We start from the raw sequence: 17,835 nt of genomic DNA, 5'->3' as shown, positions 1-17,835 counted from the left end.
AATTGCATTCCCGAACACCACGCTGTCGTACCCGGACGCCACGAAGGCCCGGTACCGAATCGGTACCGGGCCTTCGTGGGCGAACGGCTGCTACAGCGTCGCGGGTTCCACCACCGCTGCCGTCAGCACGCCGTCGACGACGTCGATCCGCACGGTGTCCCCGGCGGTCACGGCACCGTCGACCACGAGCGTCGCGATGCGGTCGTCGACCTCGCGCTGGATGAGCCGGCGGAGCGGACGGGCGCCGTACTCGGGCTCGTACCCGTGGTCGGCGAGCCAGTCGACCGCTGCGTCGGACACGGAGAGCACCATGTCCTGCGCGACGAGCCGCAGCGCCGTGTCCTGCAGCAGCAGTGACACGATCGACGTGATCTGCGACCGGTCGAGCTTGCGGAAGAGCACGATCTCGTCGATGCGGTTGATGAACTCCGGCCGCATGGCCTCGCGGAGCTTGCCCATCACGCGGGCGCGGAGGTCGTCCTCGGCGTACCCGTCGGTCGTGCCGACCGGCGCGAAGCCGAGGGCGCCCGACCGCGAGGCCAGGAACTCCGAGCCGATGTTCGACGTCATGATCACGACCGTGTTCCGGAAGTCCACCGTGCGCCCCTGGCCGTCGGTCAGTCGACCGTCGTCCAGCACCTGCAGCAGCAGGTTGAACACGTCGGGGTGCGCCTTCTCGACCTCGTCGAGCAGGATCACCGAGTACGGGTTCCGGCGCACGCGTTCGGTGAGCTGCCCGGCCTCGTCGTAGCCGACGTACCCGGGAGGCGCCCCGACCAGCCGCGAGACGGTGTGCCGCTCGCCGAACTCGCTCATGTCGAAGCGGAGCATGGCGGACTCGTCACCGAACAGCGACGACGCCAGGGCCTTCGCCAGTTCGGTCTTGCCGACGCCGGTCGGGCCGAGGAACAGGAAGCTGCCGACGGGTCGACGCTGGTCGCCCATGCCGGTCCGGCTGCGTCGGACGGCCTTCGCGATCGCCGCGACGGCGTCGTCCTGGCCGACGACGCGCTCGTGCAGTTCCTGCTCGAGCACGGCGAGCCGTGAGCGGTCGCCCTGGGTCAGGCGCGTCGCCGGGATGCCGGTGGCACGCGACACCACACCGGCGATGTCGCGTTCCGTGATCGAGGTGCCCACGGATTCGGGACGGGAGGCGCGGGGAGCGTCCGCCGACGTGGCGGCGGCGATCCGGGCCTCCAGTCCGACCGTCTCGTCGCGCAGGCGCGACGCCTCTTCGTACAGTTCCCCGGCGACCGCGCGGTCCTTCTCGGCGAGCAGCTCGGCGACCTGGTCCCGCAGGGCCTCGACGTCGACGTCACCCGAGCGGGCGAGCCGGCGCCGTGCACCGGCCTGGTCGATGAGGTCGATGGCCTTGTCCGGCAGGTGCCGGTCGGTGACGTACCGGTGCGAGAGCTCGACGGCGGCGCGCAGCGACTCCGGCGTGTAGACGACGCCGTGGTGCTCCTCGTACCGGGGTGCGAGGCCGGTCAGGATCGCGACGGCGTCCTCGACGCTCGGCTCCCCGACCGTGACCGGCTGGAAGCGACGCTCGAGGGCGGCGTCCTTCTCGATCCGGCGGTACTCGTTCAGGGTCGTCGCGCCGACCAGGTGCAGGTCGCCGCGGGCGAGCCGGGGCTTGAGGATGTTGCCGGCGTCCATCGAGCCGCCCTCACCGCCACCACCGGCGCCGACGACGGTGTGGAGCTCGTCGACGAAGACGATGAGCTCGTCGGCGTGCGCCGCGATCTCGTCCATGGCCTTCGTCAGGCGCTCCTCGAAGTCGCCGCGGTACCGGGTGCCGGCGAGCATGCCGGGCAGGTCGAGTGCGATGACCCGCTTGCCCTGCAGCAGCGACGGGACGTCGCCGTCGACGATGCGCTGGGCGAGTCCCTCGACGATGGCGGTCTTGCCGACGCCGGGCTCGCCGATCAGGACGGGGTTGTTCTTGGTGCGACGGAGCAGGATCTCGACCGCCTGCTCGATCTCGTCGGCGCGACCGATGACGGGGTCGATGCGACCGTCACGGGCCCGCGCGGTGAGGTCGGTGCCGAACTGGTCGAGGGTCGGGGTGTCGCTGTCGCTGTCGGTGTCGGCCGTTCCGGTCGTTGCACCGGTTCCTGGCATGGGGCGCCCCTCTCGTGCTGCTGCCGCGGCCTGCTGGGCGTAGTCCTGCATGGCTTGCGGGGTGACACCGGCGCTGGCGAGCAGCTGCCCGGTGACGGTCTCCTGGTCGGTCACGAGCGCGAAGAAGACGTGCTCGGGGTCGGTGTAGGTGCTGCCGAAGCCCCGTGCGGCCTGGGTGGCCTCGACGAGGATGCGCTGCGCCGTGCCGGTCAGGGCCGGGCGGCCGGTCTGCTCGGGCTGCGGCTCGCGGGCCATCGGCAGGCGCTGTTCGATCTCGGCGGCGAGGCGCTCGGGGTCGACCCCGGCGGAACGGACGACGGCGTCGAACGGCTCGGTGCGGACGAGCACGTGCAGCAGGTGCAGTGCGTCGAGCTCGTGCTGCCCCTGCGACACCGCGTACTCGGCGGTGTGCTGGAGCAGCTCGTGGGTACGGCGGCTGAGGAGCCGCGTGATGTCCACCGGTCGGCCGAACGCACGGGGGCGCTGCGGGTCACCGGTGTTCTGCGCCGCGAGGAGACGGGCGAGGAACTCGTCGAACGAGTCACTGCCGCCGGTCGGGCCGAACGTCTCTGGCAAAGGGACCTCCTGGGGAACTTGAGTGCCTTCGACTCAATGCAACGCAGGAGTGCCGGGGTCATTCCCGACGACGAAAAAACTTGCGGCGACCCGACTCAGGTCCGCGCGATCGCTGCCGAGATCGCCTCGGTGACCCGCGCGAGGTCGGCCGGAGCCACCTCGATGTCGAAGCCGCGGCGCCCGCCGGAGACGAAGATGCTGTCGTACGCCAGGGCCGACTCGTCGAGCACGGTCCGGATCCGGGACTTCTGGCCGACCGGGCTGATGCCACCGACGACGTACCCGGTGCGCTTCTCGGCGAGGGCCGGATCGGCCAGCGTCGCCTTCTTCCCGCCGACCGCCGCCGCGATGGCCTTGAGGTCGAGCCGGTTCGCCACCGGCACGATCGCCACCGCCAGTGCGCCGTCGACCGAGACGACCAGGGTCTTGAACACCTGCTCCTCGCGGAGCCCCAGGGCGGCGGCGGCCTCCTCGCCGAAGTTCGTGGCGCTCTCGTGGTGGTCGTACACGTGCGGCGTGTACGACACCCCGGCTCGGTCGAGCGCGACGGTCGCTGGGGTGCTCGGCGAACCTGCGGTCATGCGGCGATCCTCTCCCGCGCTGCCGTCCTGTCCGTGGCGGCACGCGGGCGTTACGCTGAACCGACCATGACCGTCGCCCTGCTGATCCTCCGCGCCGCCGCTGCGCTGGTGCTCGGGGCGCCCGCGATCGGCGACCCCGCGGCCGGCGTCCTGCCGCTGCTGGCAGTGGCCGCGCTCGGCCTGACGGCCGTCGCCTTGGCGGTCGTCGTCGCGCAGGTCATCGCCACGGTGCTGGCGGCGGTCCTCGGGCTGCGGTCGACGGGCGTCGAACACGCTGCGGTACCGGACCTCGTCACCCGCATCGCGTGGAGCCACCCCGATGCCGACGGACACGTCCGATCGCGTGCCCCGGGAGTCGTCGCCCCGGCCTGACCACCGACCGGTGGCCGGGCCCCTCGCGACCCCTCCTGCGAACCACCACCGATCGGAACCGTCATGGACCTGTCCACCCTGCCCCTCGTCGGCCCGCTGCTGCACGGCGGCGCGGACCTCGTCGCCGCCCTGACCGCGGCGCTCTCCCCCACCACCGGCTCGTTCGCCGCGGCGATCGCCGTCGTGCTCCTGACCCTGGCCCTCCGGGCCGTGCTCGTGCCGCTGTCCGTCCTGCAGGTCCGAGCGGAGCGCGACCGACGTCGGCTCGCGCCGCAGCTCGCCGCCCTGCGGAAGCGCCACGGGAAGAACGCCGAGCAGCTGCAGCGCGCGGTCCAGCAGCTCTACACGAACGAGAAGGTCTCACCCCTGGCCGGCTGCCTGCCCGTCCTCGCGCAGGCCCCGGTGCTGTCCCTCGTCTACGCCCTGTTCACGCATGAGTCGATCGGCGGCACGGTCAACGCCCTGCTCGAGGCCACCCTGGTCGGGGTCCCGCTCGGGCACTCACTCGTCGTCACGCTCACGTCGCCGCTCTGGGTGCACGCCTGGGTCGTCGTCCTGCTGCTGGCCGTGCTCGCCGTCGTCGTGGAGCTCAGCCGTCGCGCGAACCTGCGCTGGAACCCGCTGCCGACACCCGAGCCGGGCGCGCAGGTGCCCGGTGCGGCAGCGACCGCCGCCATCGGGCGGTTCGCCCCGTTCATCACGGTCGTGTTCGCCGCGATCGCCCCGCTCGCCGCCGCGCTGTACGTCGTGACGAGCGCCGCGTGGACGGCGGGTGAGCGGGCCGTGCTGCGCCGGGTGATCCGGTAGAGCGGGCGCGTGGCGTCGGGCCCGGCGTCAGCCGCCCTGGCCCTCCTGCTGCGGCCCCTGGTCGACCGGGTCGTACTCGGTGCCGCGACCCTGTTCCTCGTCGGCGGTCGGCACGTGGCGTTCCGTGCCGGTCCCACCGGGGCTCGTCGCCACGTAGTCGGCCTCGCCGGACTGGGTGTCGTGGCTCAGCGGCTCGAGGCTCTCCGGGTCGGCGTCGTGCCGCGGTTCGGGTTCGGTGTTCATGCGTCACGCCTACTCCCCTCGTTCTGGGTGCGCGCCGCCGCCCCGGCAGTGCCACGATGAAGGGAGTCCACGCGACCGGCAGATCGGGAGTGCGCATGGCCCACGACGACGTGGCAGCGGAACGGGCACGGCTCGAGGCCGTCGCCTGGGGAGCGGCATCGAGCCCCGCCGACGCGGCGCGCGCCCGGATCGCGCTGCAGGACCTGGCGAGCGGGCGGCGGTCGGGTGGTCGGCGAGCGAGCGCAGGTGCCGCTTCCGCCTCGGGGCTGGACGAGCGGCCGGGAGGCACGGCCCCGGCCAGCGGGCAGGTCGCGTCCCCGGAACGGTCGGCTCCACTGCCCGACCCGTCGCCGGAACGGGGGGCCGCGGGGCGCGCGGCGGCTGTCGCGGAACCGGACCCGACCCCGCGAACGGCGGCCGGACCGTGGGCGGCGACCGAAGCCCGAGAACCCGACCATCCCGACGACGCGGGTGACGGCGGCGGGGGTGAGCCGAGCCTCCCGGTCGGGCCGACGCGACGGTCCAGGTGGCGCACGTTGCTCTGGACGGAGCGGCCACGCGTCTGGATCGCGCTCGGCGCGGCAGCGGCGGTCGGTGTGGCGTTCGCCGCCGGCACCGTCGTCGGGCCCGTGCGCGGCGACGTCGCGGCAGCACCGAGCGTCACGCCGACGGCGGGCACGGTCACGCTCGAGCAGCTGCTCGACGTGCCGCAGACCTACGCCGACCAGCTGCCGGGGCCGGTGGAGGCACCCGTGAGCCTGCACTCCACGCGGCTCGTGTTCACGAACCGTGCGTTGGACGGCGGCTCGTTCGACACGCCGTGGGCCGTGTGGGCCGGGGTCGGCACGGACCGGTCGACGATCTGCCTGGTGGCGACGGCGAACCGGATCGAGTCGTCGACGGCGTGCTTCCCGCGCGAGGCGGCACTGCACGGCTCGGTGTCGATGTCGGCGCAGTCGATGAGCGGGACGTTGACGATCGCGCTCCGGGGTGGCGGCGTGCAGGGTCGGGTGACGAACGAGAACTGAGGGCGCGGATTGTTGGAGCGCTCCGAGAATCTCCGCTGACCCCCTCGCGGGCTGCGGTCCATCGTGCAACACTGGATGAGCGCACTCGCCGTGGAGTCGTACCCACATCACCCACATCCACAGCGAGCGCGCCCCGCAGACCTCCCGGTCATCGTCGTTCCCCCGAACGGCACCGTCGTGCGCTCGCCCGTGCCCCGGAGGAGGTCAGCAGCGTGTCCACCAACACCACCACCTCGGCCGTGTCGACGAACACGCGGCCGATCACCGTCACCACCCAGTCCATCGTCGGCATCGCCGTCCTCGGGCTGGCGACGTTCTTCGCCATCACCACCGAGCTCATGCCCGTCGGGCTGCTCGGCACGATGAGCGCCGACCTCGGTGTGTCCGAGGCCACCATGGGCATCGTCGTCACCGTGTACGCGGGGGCCGTGGCACTCCTGGCGCTCCCGCTCACCGCGTTCACCGCGAAGCTCCCCCGCAAGGCCGTGCTCGTGTCGACGCTCGTCGGCTACACGGTGTCGAACCTCATGATCGCGTTCGCACCGTCGTTCGCCGTCGTCTGCGCCGGCCGGGTCGTCGGTGGCATCGCGCACGCGCTGTTCTTCTCGGTGGCCTCGGCGTACGCCACCCGGATCGTGCCGCCGCGCCTGGCCGGTCGCGCCATCGCGTTCGTGTACTCGGGCAGCTCGCTCGGCTTCGTGCTCGGCGTGCCCGTCGCCACCTGGGTCGCGCAGCACATCGGCTGGCGCCCCGCCGTGTTCTCGATCGGTGTCGCCGCCGCCGTGCTCGCCGCAGTGGCGCTGCTGTTCCTGCCCGCCGTCAGTGGTGCCTCGTCGCCGCACATCGGGTCCCCGAAGGCCTGGGCGCGCACCGGGCTGCTGTCCGTCGTGATCGCCGACCTGCTTCTGTTCGCCGGGCACTACGTCGTCTACACCTACGTCGGGCCGTACGCGATCGACGCCGGACTCGACGCCTCGATGGTGAGCGGTGCGCTGCTCGTCCTGGGCGGCACCGGGGTGATCGGCCTCTGGCTCGCGGGCATGTTCGTCGACCGGGCACCCCGGCAGACCCTCATCGCCGCCGTCGCGGTGATGGCCGTCGCGTTCGCCGCGATGCCGTTCGTGCACGGCTCCCTGGTCGGCACGATGGTCGTCGCCGGCGTGTGGATGGCCGCGAACGGCACGACGGGCACGCTCTTCATGGCGGCCGCGATCCGTTCCGGAGGCGTCTCCCCCGACATCGCCGGCGCGCTCATCAACGGTGCGTCGAACATCGGCATCGCGGGCGGTGCTGCCATCGGTGGGCAGGCGCTCGGGATCGTCGGGCTGCAGTACCTGCCGTTCGCCGGTGGTGCCGTGCTGCTCGGGTCGCTCGGGGTCGTCGTGCTGGCGCGTCGGGGCTTCCCGGTGCACACGGTCGGGCAGGAGCACCTGTCGACGTCGTCGATCGAGGCGATCACGTCCTCGCTCGCGGTGGTCACCACGTCGGTGCCCGTCGTCGGTCGGGCGATCCAGACCCTGACGGGCTCGGTCGCGACGGTCACGGGCTCGCACCGCACGCACCGCACGCAGTAGCGCGGCGCGCGGGCGGCGCGTCGTCCTCGTCGTCCTCGTCCTCCTCGGCCTCGCGCTGCGCCGAGGTTCCGAAACCTCGGCATCTCGACGGTCCTGGCGGCGATCCGTGGAACCTCGGCGGTGCAGCGGCGGCATGTCGTGGTACCTCGGCGTCGAGGCCCGGGCGTGGCGTCGTCGTGGCGGCGCGTGGCGGCGCGTGGCGGCGTGTGCCGAGGGGCCGCGGCGACATACCATGCGCGCGGCGTCGAGGTTCCACGAACTGCCGTTCGCGTTGCGCTGAGGTTCCACGAACTGCCGTTCGGGACGCCGAGATGGGCAGATTTCGGAACCTCGGGGGTGGGGCGTCGGCGTGTCGCGGGCGACGGCGGGGCCTCGGGTCGTGCACCAACGACGAAGGGCGGGCCGGCATCGCGCCGGGCCCGCCCCTCGTCGTGACCGATCAGTCCTGCAGGTGGCTCCGGCGACGGTTGCGCACCGCGCGGTAGGTCAGCAGCGCCGCACCGAGCAGCACGAGCACCCCGGCCGCGATGAGCCCGGGCTTCAGGTCCGCACCGGTGTAGGCCAGCGGCCCACCGTTGCCCACGTCGCCCGAACCGGCGGCCGGCGCGTTGCCCGAGCCTCCGGCAGCCGGCACGGTCGGAACCGCGGTCGGCGAGTTGCTCGGCGTCGGCGCACTGGGCGACGGCGACGGAGCCGGGGTCACCGCGGCCTCGACCACGAAGGCGAGCGGGGTCGCTGCGCCGTCCTCGGGCGTGACGACGGTCACCGGAGTGGCGCCGTCGACGTCGACCGTGATCGTGTACTCGGTCGTCGGCTCGAGTCCGGTCAGGTCGAAGGCACCGTCGGCGTCCGTGGCCACGGTCACCGGCGCTCCTGCCTGCGGGTCGGTCGGCGTCGCGACGACGTCCACGCCGGCGACCGGGTCGCCGTTCGTGTCCACCACGGTGCCCGGCTGGTCGGTCGTGATGACCGCCGGCTCGGCGGGCGACTCGAAGGGCAGGTCGGAATCAACGGTGTTCCCGACGACTGCAGTCACATCGGTGTTCGCCGTGGCACCGGTCGCCCCGGCCACGGGCACTGTCGTGCGGACGGTGTAGGTGCCGGCGACGGTCGCGAAGGTGTAGCGGCCGTCCGCGTCCGTCGTCGTCGAACCGATGACGGTGCCCGTGTCGTCCAGGAGCTCGATGACCTGGCCGGCCTCTACCGGGGCATCGTCGAGCGTCACGAGTCCGCTAATCGTCGCGATGACCGTGGCAGGTGCAACGATCGGGTCCGGCAGTACCGTCGGCTCACCGGCGTCTCCCGTGGTGACCGTTGTGGGTTCGTCGTCCCCACCGACGACCGAGACGTCGACTGGCGTGTCCGCGGGGAGGTCGGAGACCACGTAGACGCCGTCGTTGTTCGTCGTGGTCGTCACCGGGTCGCCGTTCGGCACATCGACGACGACGGGAACGTTCGAGGCCGGGTTGCCGGCTTCGTCCTGGACGGTGCCGACGATTGATGTCGTGTCAGCTGGCGAGGTGAAGGCGAAGTCGACGTCGTCGCGGTCGTTGCCACTCTGGTTCAAGTTGAGCGTTACTTCGCGGACCACCGAAACGCCGTCGTCGGTGCCGTCGGGGTCGACCGCACCGGTCGGCGTCGTGATGCGGACGACGTAGTCGTTGATCTGCGGCAGCGCCGGGAACGAGTAGCGTCCCTGCGCGTTGGTGGTGGTCGTGTAGACGACGCCGCGCGGAGCTGTCGCCGTGACAGTTGCTCCGGGGATCGCGGTGCCGTCGAGGGTTGCGACACCGCTGATCTCCGCCGTCTTGGATGCGAACCAGGTCTGGTAGACCGGGAAGCCGCTGCGCTGCTGGTACGTGATGGTGAGCGTCTTCAGCGAGGCGGTCGGGCTGAACCAGGCCGAGGCGCGGGCGGTGTCCGAGGCCGACGCGTTGCCGACGAGCGTGCCGCCGCCGACGGCGGCGTCCGTGTTCGGGGTCCAGGTCGGGACATCCTGGCCGACAGTGCCGTCCGGGTCCGCGCTGCACGACCAGCCGCCGGCGACCGCTGCCGAGCAGGAGTTGTAGCCGACGGTGCCGCCGTCGCGGCCGTTGAAGCCGAGTCCGGCCGCCGCGACCGGATTGCCGTTGGCGTCGGTCGCCGTGACGGTCGCCTGGTCGGCGTCGATGTCGCCGAGGACGAAGGCCCACGAGCGTGCGCCCGGGGTCGGCTCGGCGAAGGTGTAGGTGGTGACCGACGGGTTCGTCGCATTGTCCGCGAGGGGCCGCTGGTTCATGTACGTCTGCGCACGACTCGTGCCGTAGACCCCACCGACCGGCGTCCCCGCCGACTGCCACGTCGATGCACCGCTGATCACGGTCGACTGCCGCGAGTTCGAGGTGAACGTCGTGGCGGGGAACCCGGGCAACGTCATCGTGCCCGTGTACGCCTTCGACGCCCCGCTCAGGGTGAACGTGCCCCAGTTGCCCGCGGGCTCCGCCGAGGCGCTCGTCGCGCCGCCGATCGCGAGTCCTGCTCCGAGTGCGAGGGCGGTGAGCCCCGCCGTGACCGCGCGCCAGCGCCGCATGTGTGCTCCCCTGGTGATGACGTCGGCGTGCCCCGACGTCCGTGCAGGCTATCCACGCCCCCGTGACGCTGTCCGGACCGTCACCACATCGTGACTCACCCGCAACGGGCGATGCGCTCACCCGGCCGGATCGGGCCCGGCGTGCAGCACGAGCAGCGCGTCCACCGCGGCGACCTGGCCCGCGACGAGCAGCTCCCGCGCCTCGGCGACCGGCACCCACCGGGCGTCGTCGACCTCCGGCACGTCGACGAACCGTCCTGAACCGCGTGGCAGCTCGAGCCGGACGGTGTTGCTCCGCACGACGGCGACCTCGAACGCCGGGGCCGGGGCGGCGAACACCCGGACGCGCTTGCCCGAGGCCTGCCGGAACTCGCCCAGGTCCGCGACGTCGTCGGCGGCCACGGGTGCGGGGACCCCGATCTCCTCACCGAACTCACGCACGGCAGTCTCGAGCGGGTCCTCGCCGGCTTCGACGAGTCCCTTCGGGATCGACCAGGCACGTGGCCGATTCCGCCAGAACGGCCCGCCCATGTGCACGACGAAGACCTCCGGCCCGGCCGGACCGGTCCGGTGCAGCAACAGTCCGGCGCTCACCACCACGCCTGCGAGACTACGCGGCGTCGGTCAGGAGGCCCGGCCCACGTCCGCCGCCCGCGGTCACCGCCGCGCACGGCCGGTTCGACCGCTGCGCACGGCCGGTTCCACCGCCCCCAACCGGAGTACCGTGTTGCGCACGGAGCGCCAGGTGACGCCCCCGAAGCCTGCGACGGAGGAGGCCGATCGGGATGGACGAGCGATGGACGACGGTGACGTTGGCCGCCGATGCGGCGATGCCCCACGACGAGGCCCTGCTGTGGATCGTGGCCCGTGCCGGTGCCGGTGTCGAGCGGCTGCGGATCATCGGCGCCGACCACGCGCTGGAGGGTCGGACGCCGGTCGCCGACCAGCTCGCCGAGGCCGCACGGACCGCTCTGCCCGGTGTGGCGGTCGAGGTGCACCGGCACGCGGGCCCGTTCGCCGCAGCCCTGGTCGAGGAGTCGGACGGCGGTGACCTGCTCGTGATCGGGAGCTTCCGCCACCGGCGCGGATCGACGGCCGGCGGTGACCCGGCGCGGGTCGCCGAGCGTGCTGCCGTCCCGACCGTGGTCGTGCCGGAGGGTCCGCACCCGATCGACGGTGACGTGGTGCTCGCGGTGGAGGACCCGATCGACGAACGTGCGGTGTCGATCGCCGTCGACGAGGCCGTCCGGCGGAACCGACGGCTGACACTGCTGCGCGCGTGGGAGATGCCCGTGCTCACGCGGACGGGGCTGACCGACTTCGCCGAGGACCCGCTCCGGTGGCGCACCAGCAACGCCGAGCTGCTGCAGCGGGTGACGTCCGTGCTGGCCGCACGGTACCCGTCGCTCCGCCTCCGTCCGCTGCTGGTCGAGGGCCACCCGGGTCACGCGATCGCCTCGCACACCCGCCGGGCGTCGCTGGTGGTGCTCGGTCGCGGGCACGTGCGCGCGCTCTCGGGCTCGTTGCTGCACGACGTCGTCCGCGAGACGGCAGCCCCGGTCTGCGTGGTCCCGCCGGCGGCGCACCCGGACAGCCGAGCGGCCACGGCGACCGAGACCGCCGGTGGGATCAGCCGGCGAGGGCGCGGATCGCGGCGGCCATCCGCGCGGTCAGGTACGTGACGCCACGCTCGTTCGGGTGCAGGGCGCCCGCCTTCAGGTCGATCTTCCGCAGGTCACCGGAACCGGTGAGGGTCACACCGGCCACGTAGCGCTTGGACGCGGCGCACGGCGAGTGGTCCTGCGTGCTCGCGAAGACGTCGACGAACCGCACCCCGGCGGCGGCGGCAGCGGACCGGGAGACCTCGTTGAGCTCGTCCTGGACACCGTGCAGGTACTCGACGTCGGTGTCCGTGAACGGGTAGGTGTCCGACGGGAACGAGCCCGCCAGGGTGCCGAGGTCGAGTGCGGACCGGAAGCAGCCCTTCGCGGGGGTGTCCTCGGCGTCCGGGAAGATCGCCGGGTACCCGAGGAACACGACGACGGCGTTCGGGGCGGCCCGCTGCACCGCGCCGAGGGTGTCGGCGATGCCGAGTGCCACGCGCGACTGGATCTTCACGGCGAGCTGGTCGACGCCGTCCTGCACCAGGGTGCTCTCGCACGACGGGGCGTCGCGGCCCGAGAACACCGGGCCGTTCGCGGAGATCGCCAGGCACGAGGCCGCCGTGCCGAACAGGTCGGCGTCGTTGCCGCCGATCGTCAGGGTCACCAGTCGGGTGCGGTCGGACAACGACTCGATCTGGGGTGGGACGCCCTTGAACTGGTGGCCCGTGGTGACGTCGTCGCTCGTGGCGCCGGCGCACGTGACGTCGGTCAGGGCGAGCCCGAACTGCGCCGCGAGCCGGTGCGGGTAGTCGCGCGCCGACTGCACGCAGGCGTTCGTGGGCAGCCCGGTGCGGTCCCCCAGGCCGTACCCGGCCGAGTAGGAGTCGCCGAGCGCCACGTACTCACTGCCCGGCGGGACCGCGTCGAGGGTCTCGGTGGGGTCGGCGGTCACGGGGTACGGCTCGGGCACCGGCCACATCGGCGCCGCCGAGGCCGGCGGCGCGCCGACGGACCCGCCGAGGCCCGCCGCCAAGAGACAGACGGCGCCGACCACCGCCAGGGCAGTGCGCAGTGGTCGGCGGGCGATCCGGAGCAGTCCCGGCCTCAGCGGCGTCCGAGGCGACGCTCGCCGCCGCTGCCCGTGCGGTACTCGAGGCCGTAGTGCTGGAACAGCTCGGGCTCGGTCGCGGCGTCGAGCTCACCGTCGGTCGCGATGGAGGGTGCGTCCTTCACGAGCTTCTTCGGGAAGGTCACGCGCAGGTGCTTCGGTGCGACGGTCGCCCCGACGAGGGGGACGAACACGAGCTTCTGGAAGCCGACCATCCCGGTCGTGAGCGCACCGAACGCCGGCTCGGACGTGGCGGTGTCGTAGTAGATGCTCTCGAGCGTCCCGACCTTGTCCTCGGCCTCGTCGACGACCGGCAGGCCGATCCAGTCACGGATGTTGGCGGCTTCGAACACGAAGGACTCCTTCCGAGTGCCCGGTGGGTCCGGGTGGCTCTCGGTCGACGCTACCGGTCGGTCGCCTGTGCGGTCACCCCGAGCACGTCGAGCCGGTCCACCGCGGCGAGCACGTCGGCCGCGCCGACCGCCAGGATCGCCGGGTCGGGGTCCTCGGCGAAGACGTCGCCGCGCCGGACGGAGGCATCGGTGAGCACGATGTGCGGACCCGATGCGGGCGGTCCCCAGGCCTCCGGCGGCGCCGGGCCGGCTGAAGGGCCCGGAACGCCCGATCAACCCTGCCGAGGACCGCGCCGGGGTGATCGCCGCCCTGGCCTGCGTCGACCTGGTGACGGTGTTCGCGACCGACACCCCGATCCCGCTCATCGAACGGCTGCGCCCCGAGGTCTACGTCAAGGGCGGTGACTACTCACCCGAGATGCTCCGCGAGACGGCGGTCGTGCGCGGGTACGGCGGTGAGGTGGTCATGGTCGACTACGTCCCCGAGCACTCCACGACGGCCGTGGTCCGGCGCATCCGCGAAGCCGCGGCAGCGTCGGCCGGGTCCGCGGTGCCAGCCGCAGCGACCACCGCGACCGCAGCCGCGCCCGACCCCGAGGGGACCACGCACGGAAAGGTCATACCGCAGTAGGGGGTCGTCGAGACCCCGGCGGGATGGCAGCGCTCCCGGCGCTCCGTAGCGTCGAACCCGTCGACGAGGTCCGTCGGCGGAGGGAGCGTCGCCGTGTTCGACCAGATCACCCCGTTCGTCGTCGAGTTGGCCGCGAGTCCGCTCGTCTACGTCGTGCTCGTCGCCCTGTGCTTCGTCGACGGCTTCTTCCCGCCGGTCCCGAGCGAGTCCGCGCTCGTAGCCGTCGCCGCCATCGCCGCGACGTCCGGCCAGCCCGTCCTGGCCGGGGTCCTGGTGGCCGCCGCGGTGGGGGCGATCGCGGGTGACTCGGTGGCGTACTGGATCGGTCGCCGGATCGGACTCGCCCGCCTGGCGCAGTCCCGACGACCGCGGATCGCCGCGGCCTTCGCGTTCGCCGAACGGCAGATGCAGCGCCGGTCCGCGAGCCTGATCCTGGTCGGCCGCTACATCCCCGTCGGCCGGGTCGCGGTGAACATGACCGCCGGCGCGACCCGGCTGCCCTACCGTCGCTTCCTCGCCATCAGTGCGATCGCCGGGACGGCGTGGTCCGCGACCTCGGTCGGGATCGCCCTGGCCGCGTCGCAGGTGCTGCACGAGCCGCTCGTCGCCGCCCTGGTGTCGATGGTGGTCGCGGGCGGCCTCGGCATCGCGGTCGACCGGGTGATCGGTAGCATCAGCCGCAGGCGCGACACCCGTGCCGCCCGAGCGGCCGCCGCGATCGTCCCCACGACCGGCGTCCCCACGACCGGCGTGCCCACGACCGACGTGCCCGCGAACGACGTGCCCACCGCGAGCACAGCACCCGTCGCGCACGCCCCGTCCGCCACACCCCGCATCGTCCCCACCGGAGAGATCGTCCGACCGTGACCACCGCCCTGCTCCGCCCGCGACCGACCTGGCTGCCGCTGGCGACCCGGATCGCTCTCGTGGTCGCGGTGGTGTCCCTGTTCAGCGTCGCCGCCCCGGTGACCTCGGTCTACTACGCCGTCCCCGTCCCGCTCTCCCTGCTCGTGTCGGCGGTGCTCGCGGTCAGCATCGGCATCGCCCCGTTCGTCCCCCGAACCGCAGCCGCCGCCCACCTCGTCGGTCTCGTCGCGCTCGGCCTGCTCACCGCCCCGGTCGAGACGAGCCCGTGGCCGATCCCGGTCACCGGCATCATCGGCCTGAGCGTCCTGCTCGTCGTGCTCGGGGTCCGCTCGACCTGGCGGCTGACCGCGATCGTGTGGGCCGTCGCCGCCGTGCTCCCCCTCCTGCTCGTCGCCGTGACGCCGGGCCGCTGGGACCAGCCCGCCGTGTGGGCGACGAGCTTCGTCGTGTCCGCCGGCGACACGCTCCTGGTCGCCGCGGCCGCCGTCGTCATCGGGCAGCGCCGCAGCATCCGCCAGGAGCTCGTCGCCGCCCGCCGCGACGCCGAGCTCGAGCAGGCCAGGCGCCGCACGGTCGAGGAGCGCTCCCGGATCGCCCGCGAGCTGCACGACGTCGTCGCGCACAGCATGTCCGTCGTGCACATGCAGGCGGAGTCGGCCCCGTACCGGGTGGCCGACCTGCCGCAGGAGGCCCGCGCCGAGTTCGCCGCGATCGCCGAGACCTCCCGCACCGCGCTGCGCGAGATGCGCCAGCTGCTCGGTACCCTGCGCGGGGACACCGCCGCCGAGCGCGCGCCGCAGCCGGACCTCGCCGACCTGCCCGCGCTCGTGCAGGCCACGCGCGCCGCCGGCATCCCCGTCGACCTCGACGTCGACGTCGCCGACGACGTCGACCGGCTCGCGCAGCTCACCGTCTACCGGGTCGTGCAGGAGGCGCTCGGCAACGTCGCCCGGCACGCGCCCGGCGCGTCCACCGTCGTGACGGTCAGGAGGCACGGCTCGCGTCTCCGGGTGGAGGTCGCCAACACCGCTCCACCCGCTGGCACCGTGCCGGCCGCACCACCCGACGACGGTGGCTTCGGCCTGGCCGGGATGCGCGAGCGGGTGACGGCGCTCGAGGGCACGATCGACCACGGCCCCGTGGCGGACGGCGGCTTCACGGTCGTGGTGACCCTGCCCGTCCGCGTACCGGCGGCCGACGGGGGAAGCCGATGACGCGGGTGATGGTGGTGGACGACCAGCAGATGTTCCGCATGGGACTGCGGGCGATCCTCCAGGCCCAGGACGACGTCGAGGTCGTGGGCGAGGCCGCGAACGGTGCCGAGGCGGTGGTCGCGGCGATCCGGCTGCAGCCGGACGTGATCCTGATGGACGTCCGGATGCCGGAACTCGACGGGATCGAGGCGACCCGACGGATCACGGCGGCGCCGACGGACCGACCCGTCCGCGTGGTCATGCTGACGACGTTCGACATCGACGACTACGTGTTCGACGCCCTGCGGGCGGGGGCGAGCGGGTTCCTGCTGAAGGACGCGAGCGCCGACGAGCTCGTCGCGGCGGTGCGTACAGTGGCCGCGGGCGAGGCGCTGCTCGCGCCGCGCGTGACCCGGCACCTGGTCGAGGCGTTCGTCGCCGGACCGGTCACCGCCGCTCCGCGTACCGAGGTGCTCGACGTCCTGACCGACCGGGAGCGCGACGTGTTCCTGCTCATGGCGCGCGGGCGGTCGAACGGCGAGATCGCGGGCGACCTGTTCATCGCGGAGCAGACCGTCAAGACCCACGTGGGGCGGGTGCTGGCGAAGTTGCAGTTGCGCGACCGGGTGCACGCCGTGGTGCTGGCGTACGAGGCCGGTCTGGTCCGCCCGTCCGCCTGACGCGCCGCCGCGCCGCTCACGTCCCCCCGCCGCGCCGCGCCCGTCCGCCGCGCCGCTCACGTCCCCCGAGGTTCCGAAATCTGCACATCTCGCGCGCCGAAACGTCGGTCCGTGGAACCTCGGCGTCGCGCCAGCGGCGTGTCGCGCGATCTCGTCGGTGTCGCAGGGCCGGCACGGGTACAGGTAACGCGCGGGTACTTGCGCGCGCAACCAGCGACGTCGCCGATGTCGTACGACATCGAGTACGTCGCAACTGCGCGCCCGCAACGGTTGCACACGCGGAGCGGCGACAAGGTCGTTGTCGAACGACATCGAGAGTGTCGCACCGGGTCGAAGCGGGTCGCGGTGGGCAGACCCGACCACAGACGGACGGGAGGCCCGGTGCCAGCTGGCACCGGGCCTCCCGTCAGGGGTTGGTCGCGACTCAGGCGGCGAGGTGCGCCTGCAGGAACCAGCGGTCCTTCGTCAGACCGCGCTCGATCTCGATGACGACGTCCTGGCTGTTGAGGTCGACCTCGTCGAGACCCTCGACGGCGCGACGGACCTGCAGCAGGGCCGCGTCGATCTGGGCGATGACCTCGGTGATGGTGACGTCGGAGTTCTGGAAGCCCTGCGACAGCGGCGGCAGCGTCGTGTTGGCGGCGACGGTCGCGATGCGCGAGTCGACCGGCAGGCCGAGGGCGACGATGCGCTCCGCGGCGGTGTCGGCGTAGGCCTGGGCGTGCTCGACGATGTCGTCGAGGAGCTCGTGCACACCGACGAAGTTGCGGCCGCGGACGTGCCAGTGCGCCTGCTTGCCGTTGACGACGAGTGCCTCGAGGTCGATCACGACGGGGGCGAGGAACTGTGCCACTCCGGCGGCGAGCTCCGGCGTCGTCGAGAACGGGGACGTGGTGGTCGTGGTGCTGGTGGTGGTCGTGGTCATGTCTGAACCTCCTGCGTCGTGGTTACACCGGATCGCTGGGCCTGTCCTGACCAGTTCGGTGCTGCCGATGGACACAACCATGCCCGCTTCTCTTGTATGCCGCAAGGAAGCGGAGGCTGCCCTTACCGGCGGGCAGCAGCGGTCAGCCGGCAGCGGTCAGCCGGCAGCGGTCAGCCGACGAGCGTGTCGAAGCCAGCGTCGCTCAGCTCGATCTGGACGGCGGAACGTGCGCGCTCGACCCAGGGGCTGTCGGTGCACCCGATCCAGACGCTCGTGCGCGGCTCGCAGTCGGCGACGCACCACTCGGCCGCCCAGCCGGTCAGGGCGTGCGCGAGGGCCTCGCCGTGGTCGGCGAAGACGAGTGGCGACACCGCCGAGGTGCGGGCGCTGCGGACCAGCCACGTCACGGTCACGCGGGGCGGCGCGGGCAGGATGCGGATCTGCTCGTCGAGGGCGACCTCGACGAAGACCTGTCCGTACGCGTTCTCCGGCAGGTCTTCGAGCTGACGGCGGATCTCCGGCAGGTCCTCGACGCCGCCGGCGATGAGGATGCGTTCGCTGGGCTGTCGCCGGGTCCGTGCCATGCTGCAACGGTAAGGC

17 protein-coding genes and 2 pseudogenes are annotated in these 17,835 nt (G+C 72.8%); 9 read left to right on the top strand and 10 right to left on the bottom strand.

From position 1 onward, the window contains the following. Nucleotides 1-90: 90 nt before the first annotated feature. Nucleotides 91-2,700 carry an ATP-dependent Clp protease ATP-binding subunit gene (locus EDF53_RS06740; protein WP_123292805.1) on the bottom strand — a complete coding sequence of 870 codons (2,610 nt, stop codon included), beginning with the start codon at nucleotides 2,698-2,700 and terminating at the stop codon, nucleotides 91-93. A gap of 95 nt (nucleotides 2,701-2,795) precedes the next feature. After that, on the bottom strand, nucleotides 2,796-3,281 hold the full coding sequence (gene ybaK / locus EDF53_RS06735) for a Cys-tRNA(Pro) deacylase (RefSeq protein ID WP_111084051.1): 486 nt from the start codon (nucleotides 3,279-3,281) through the stop codon (nucleotides 2,796-2,798). A gap of 66 nt (nucleotides 3,282-3,347) precedes the next feature. Between ybaK and EDF53_RS06730 the strand changes: the two genes are divergently transcribed. Together EDF53_RS06730 and EDF53_RS06725 are read left to right on the top strand one after the other, a co-directional pair. Continuing rightward, the gene (locus tag EDF53_RS06730; protein WP_123292804.1) at nucleotides 3,348-3,653 is read left to right on the top strand and encodes a DUF6412 domain-containing protein; all 306 of its coding nucleotides are present in this window, start codon (nucleotides 3,348-3,350) and stop codon (nucleotides 3,651-3,653) included. A 63-nt stretch (nucleotides 3,654-3,716) separates the two neighbouring features. Further along, nucleotides 3,717-4,460 carry a membrane protein insertase YidC gene (locus tag EDF53_RS06725; protein WP_123292803.1) on the top strand — a complete coding sequence of 248 codons (744 nt, stop codon included), beginning with the start codon at nucleotides 3,717-3,719 and terminating at the stop codon, nucleotides 4,458-4,460. Between the two features lie 27 nt (nucleotides 4,461-4,487). Here the strand turns inward: EDF53_RS06725 and EDF53_RS06720 are convergent, their stop codons facing one another. Beyond that, entirely contained in the window at nucleotides 4,488-4,703 is a 216-nt protein-coding gene (locus EDF53_RS06720) for a hypothetical protein (protein ID WP_123292802.1), read from the bottom strand. Between the two features lie 95 nt (nucleotides 4,704-4,798). On the opposite strand from EDF53_RS06720, the gene EDF53_RS06715 reads away from it, so the two are divergent. Both EDF53_RS06715 and EDF53_RS06710 read left to right on the top strand, forming a co-directional pair. Then, nucleotides 4,799-5,731, top strand: coding sequence for a hypothetical protein (locus tag EDF53_RS06715; RefSeq protein ID WP_148058296.1), 933 nt, complete (start codon nucleotides 4,799-4,801; stop codon nucleotides 5,729-5,731). Nucleotides 5,732-5,943: 212 nt separating this feature from the next. Continuing rightward, complete coding sequence (locus EDF53_RS06710; RefSeq protein ID WP_111084056.1) at nucleotides 5,944-7,305, top strand: MFS transporter; 1,362 nt, start codon at nucleotides 5,944-5,946, stop codon at nucleotides 7,303-7,305. Nucleotides 7,306-7,744: 439 nt separating this feature from the next. Here EDF53_RS06710 and EDF53_RS06705 read toward each other — a convergent pair whose 3' ends face one another. After that, a complete protein-coding gene (locus EDF53_RS06705) occupies nucleotides 7,745-9,874 on the bottom strand; it encodes a collagen binding domain-containing protein (protein ID WP_123292800.1) in 2,130 nt (709 codons plus the stop codon). A 117-nt stretch (nucleotides 9,875-9,991) separates the two neighbouring features. Continuing rightward, nucleotides 9,992-10,474 (bottom strand): NUDIX domain-containing protein, encoded by a 483-nt coding sequence (locus tag EDF53_RS06700; RefSeq protein WP_123292799.1) that lies wholly within the window; start codon nucleotides 10,472-10,474, stop codon nucleotides 9,992-9,994. 185 nt (nucleotides 10,475-10,659) lie between these two features. Here EDF53_RS06700 and EDF53_RS06695 point away from each other — a divergent pair, with 185 nt between their 5' ends. After that, the gene (locus EDF53_RS06695) at nucleotides 10,660-11,556 is read left to right on the top strand and encodes a universal stress protein (protein WP_123292798.1); all 897 of its coding nucleotides are present in this window, start codon (nucleotides 10,660-10,662) and stop codon (nucleotides 11,554-11,556) included. Here EDF53_RS06695 and EDF53_RS06690 read toward each other — a convergent pair. The 3 genes and pseudogenes from EDF53_RS06690 to EDF53_RS06680 all read right to left on the bottom strand — a co-directional run. Next, nucleotides 11,504-12,430 carry an SGNH/GDSL hydrolase family protein gene (locus EDF53_RS06690; RefSeq protein ID WP_185020970.1) on the bottom strand — a complete coding sequence of 309 codons (927 nt, stop codon included), beginning with the start codon at nucleotides 12,428-12,430 and terminating at the stop codon, nucleotides 11,504-11,506. The genes EDF53_RS06695 and EDF53_RS06690 overlap by 53 nt on opposite strands. 152 nt (nucleotides 12,431-12,582) lie before the next feature. Further along, nucleotides 12,583-12,939: a PRC-barrel domain-containing protein gene (locus EDF53_RS06685; RefSeq protein ID WP_111084060.1), complete on the bottom strand. Its 357-nt coding sequence runs from the start codon at nucleotides 12,937-12,939 to the stop codon at nucleotides 12,583-12,585. Nucleotides 12,940-12,989: 50 nt separating this feature from the next. After that, nucleotides 12,990-13,187: pseudogene (locus EDF53_RS06680) on the bottom strand (glycosyltransferase family 9 protein); the annotation flags it as partial. On the opposite strand from EDF53_RS06680, the pseudogene EDF53_RS06675 reads away from it, so the two are divergent. From EDF53_RS06675 to EDF53_RS06660, 4 genes and pseudogenes are all read left to right on the top strand, one after another. After that, nucleotides 13,187-13,474, top strand: a pseudogene (locus EDF53_RS06675) (D-glycero-beta-D-manno-heptose 1-phosphate adenylyltransferase); the annotation flags it as partial. The pseudogenes EDF53_RS06680 and EDF53_RS06675 overlap by 1 nt on opposite strands. Before the next feature lie 189 nt (nucleotides 13,475-13,663). Then, on the top strand, nucleotides 13,664-14,437 hold the full coding sequence (locus tag EDF53_RS06670) for a DedA family protein (RefSeq protein ID WP_123292796.1): 774 nt from the start codon (nucleotides 13,664-13,666) through the stop codon (nucleotides 14,435-14,437). After that, nucleotides 14,434-15,651, top strand: a complete 1,218-nt coding sequence (locus EDF53_RS06665) for a sensor histidine kinase (protein ID WP_123292795.1) — start codon at nucleotides 14,434-14,436, stop codon at nucleotides 15,649-15,651. The genes EDF53_RS06670 and EDF53_RS06665 overlap by 4 nt, the downstream gene beginning before the upstream one ends. Next, on the top strand, nucleotides 15,648-16,310 hold the full coding sequence (locus EDF53_RS06660) for a response regulator transcription factor (RefSeq protein ID WP_123292794.1): 663 nt from the start codon (nucleotides 15,648-15,650) through the stop codon (nucleotides 16,308-16,310). The genes EDF53_RS06665 and EDF53_RS06660 overlap by 4 nt, the downstream gene beginning before the upstream one ends. A 424-nt stretch (nucleotides 16,311-16,734) precedes the next feature. Here the strand turns inward: EDF53_RS06660 and EDF53_RS06655 are convergent, their stop codons facing one another. Both EDF53_RS06655 and EDF53_RS06650 read right to left on the bottom strand, forming a co-directional pair. Beyond that, nucleotides 16,735-17,235 (bottom strand): Dps family protein, encoded by a 501-nt coding sequence (locus EDF53_RS06655; protein WP_111084072.1) that lies wholly within the window; start codon nucleotides 17,233-17,235, stop codon nucleotides 16,735-16,737. Nucleotides 17,236-17,405: 170 nt separating this feature from the next. Further along, complete coding sequence (locus tag EDF53_RS06650) at nucleotides 17,406-17,819, bottom strand: SIP domain-containing protein (protein ID WP_123292793.1); 414 nt, start codon at nucleotides 17,817-17,819, stop codon at nucleotides 17,406-17,408. Nucleotides 17,820-17,835: the final 16 nt, after the last annotated feature.

Source organism: Curtobacterium sp. PhB78, assembly GCF_003751685.1.
Taxonomy (GTDB): Bacteria; Actinomycetota; Actinomycetes; order Actinomycetales; family Microbacteriaceae; genus Curtobacterium.
The sequence above is the reverse complement of the archived record's forward strand: the minus strand, read 5'-3'. Positions and strand labels throughout refer to the sequence as shown.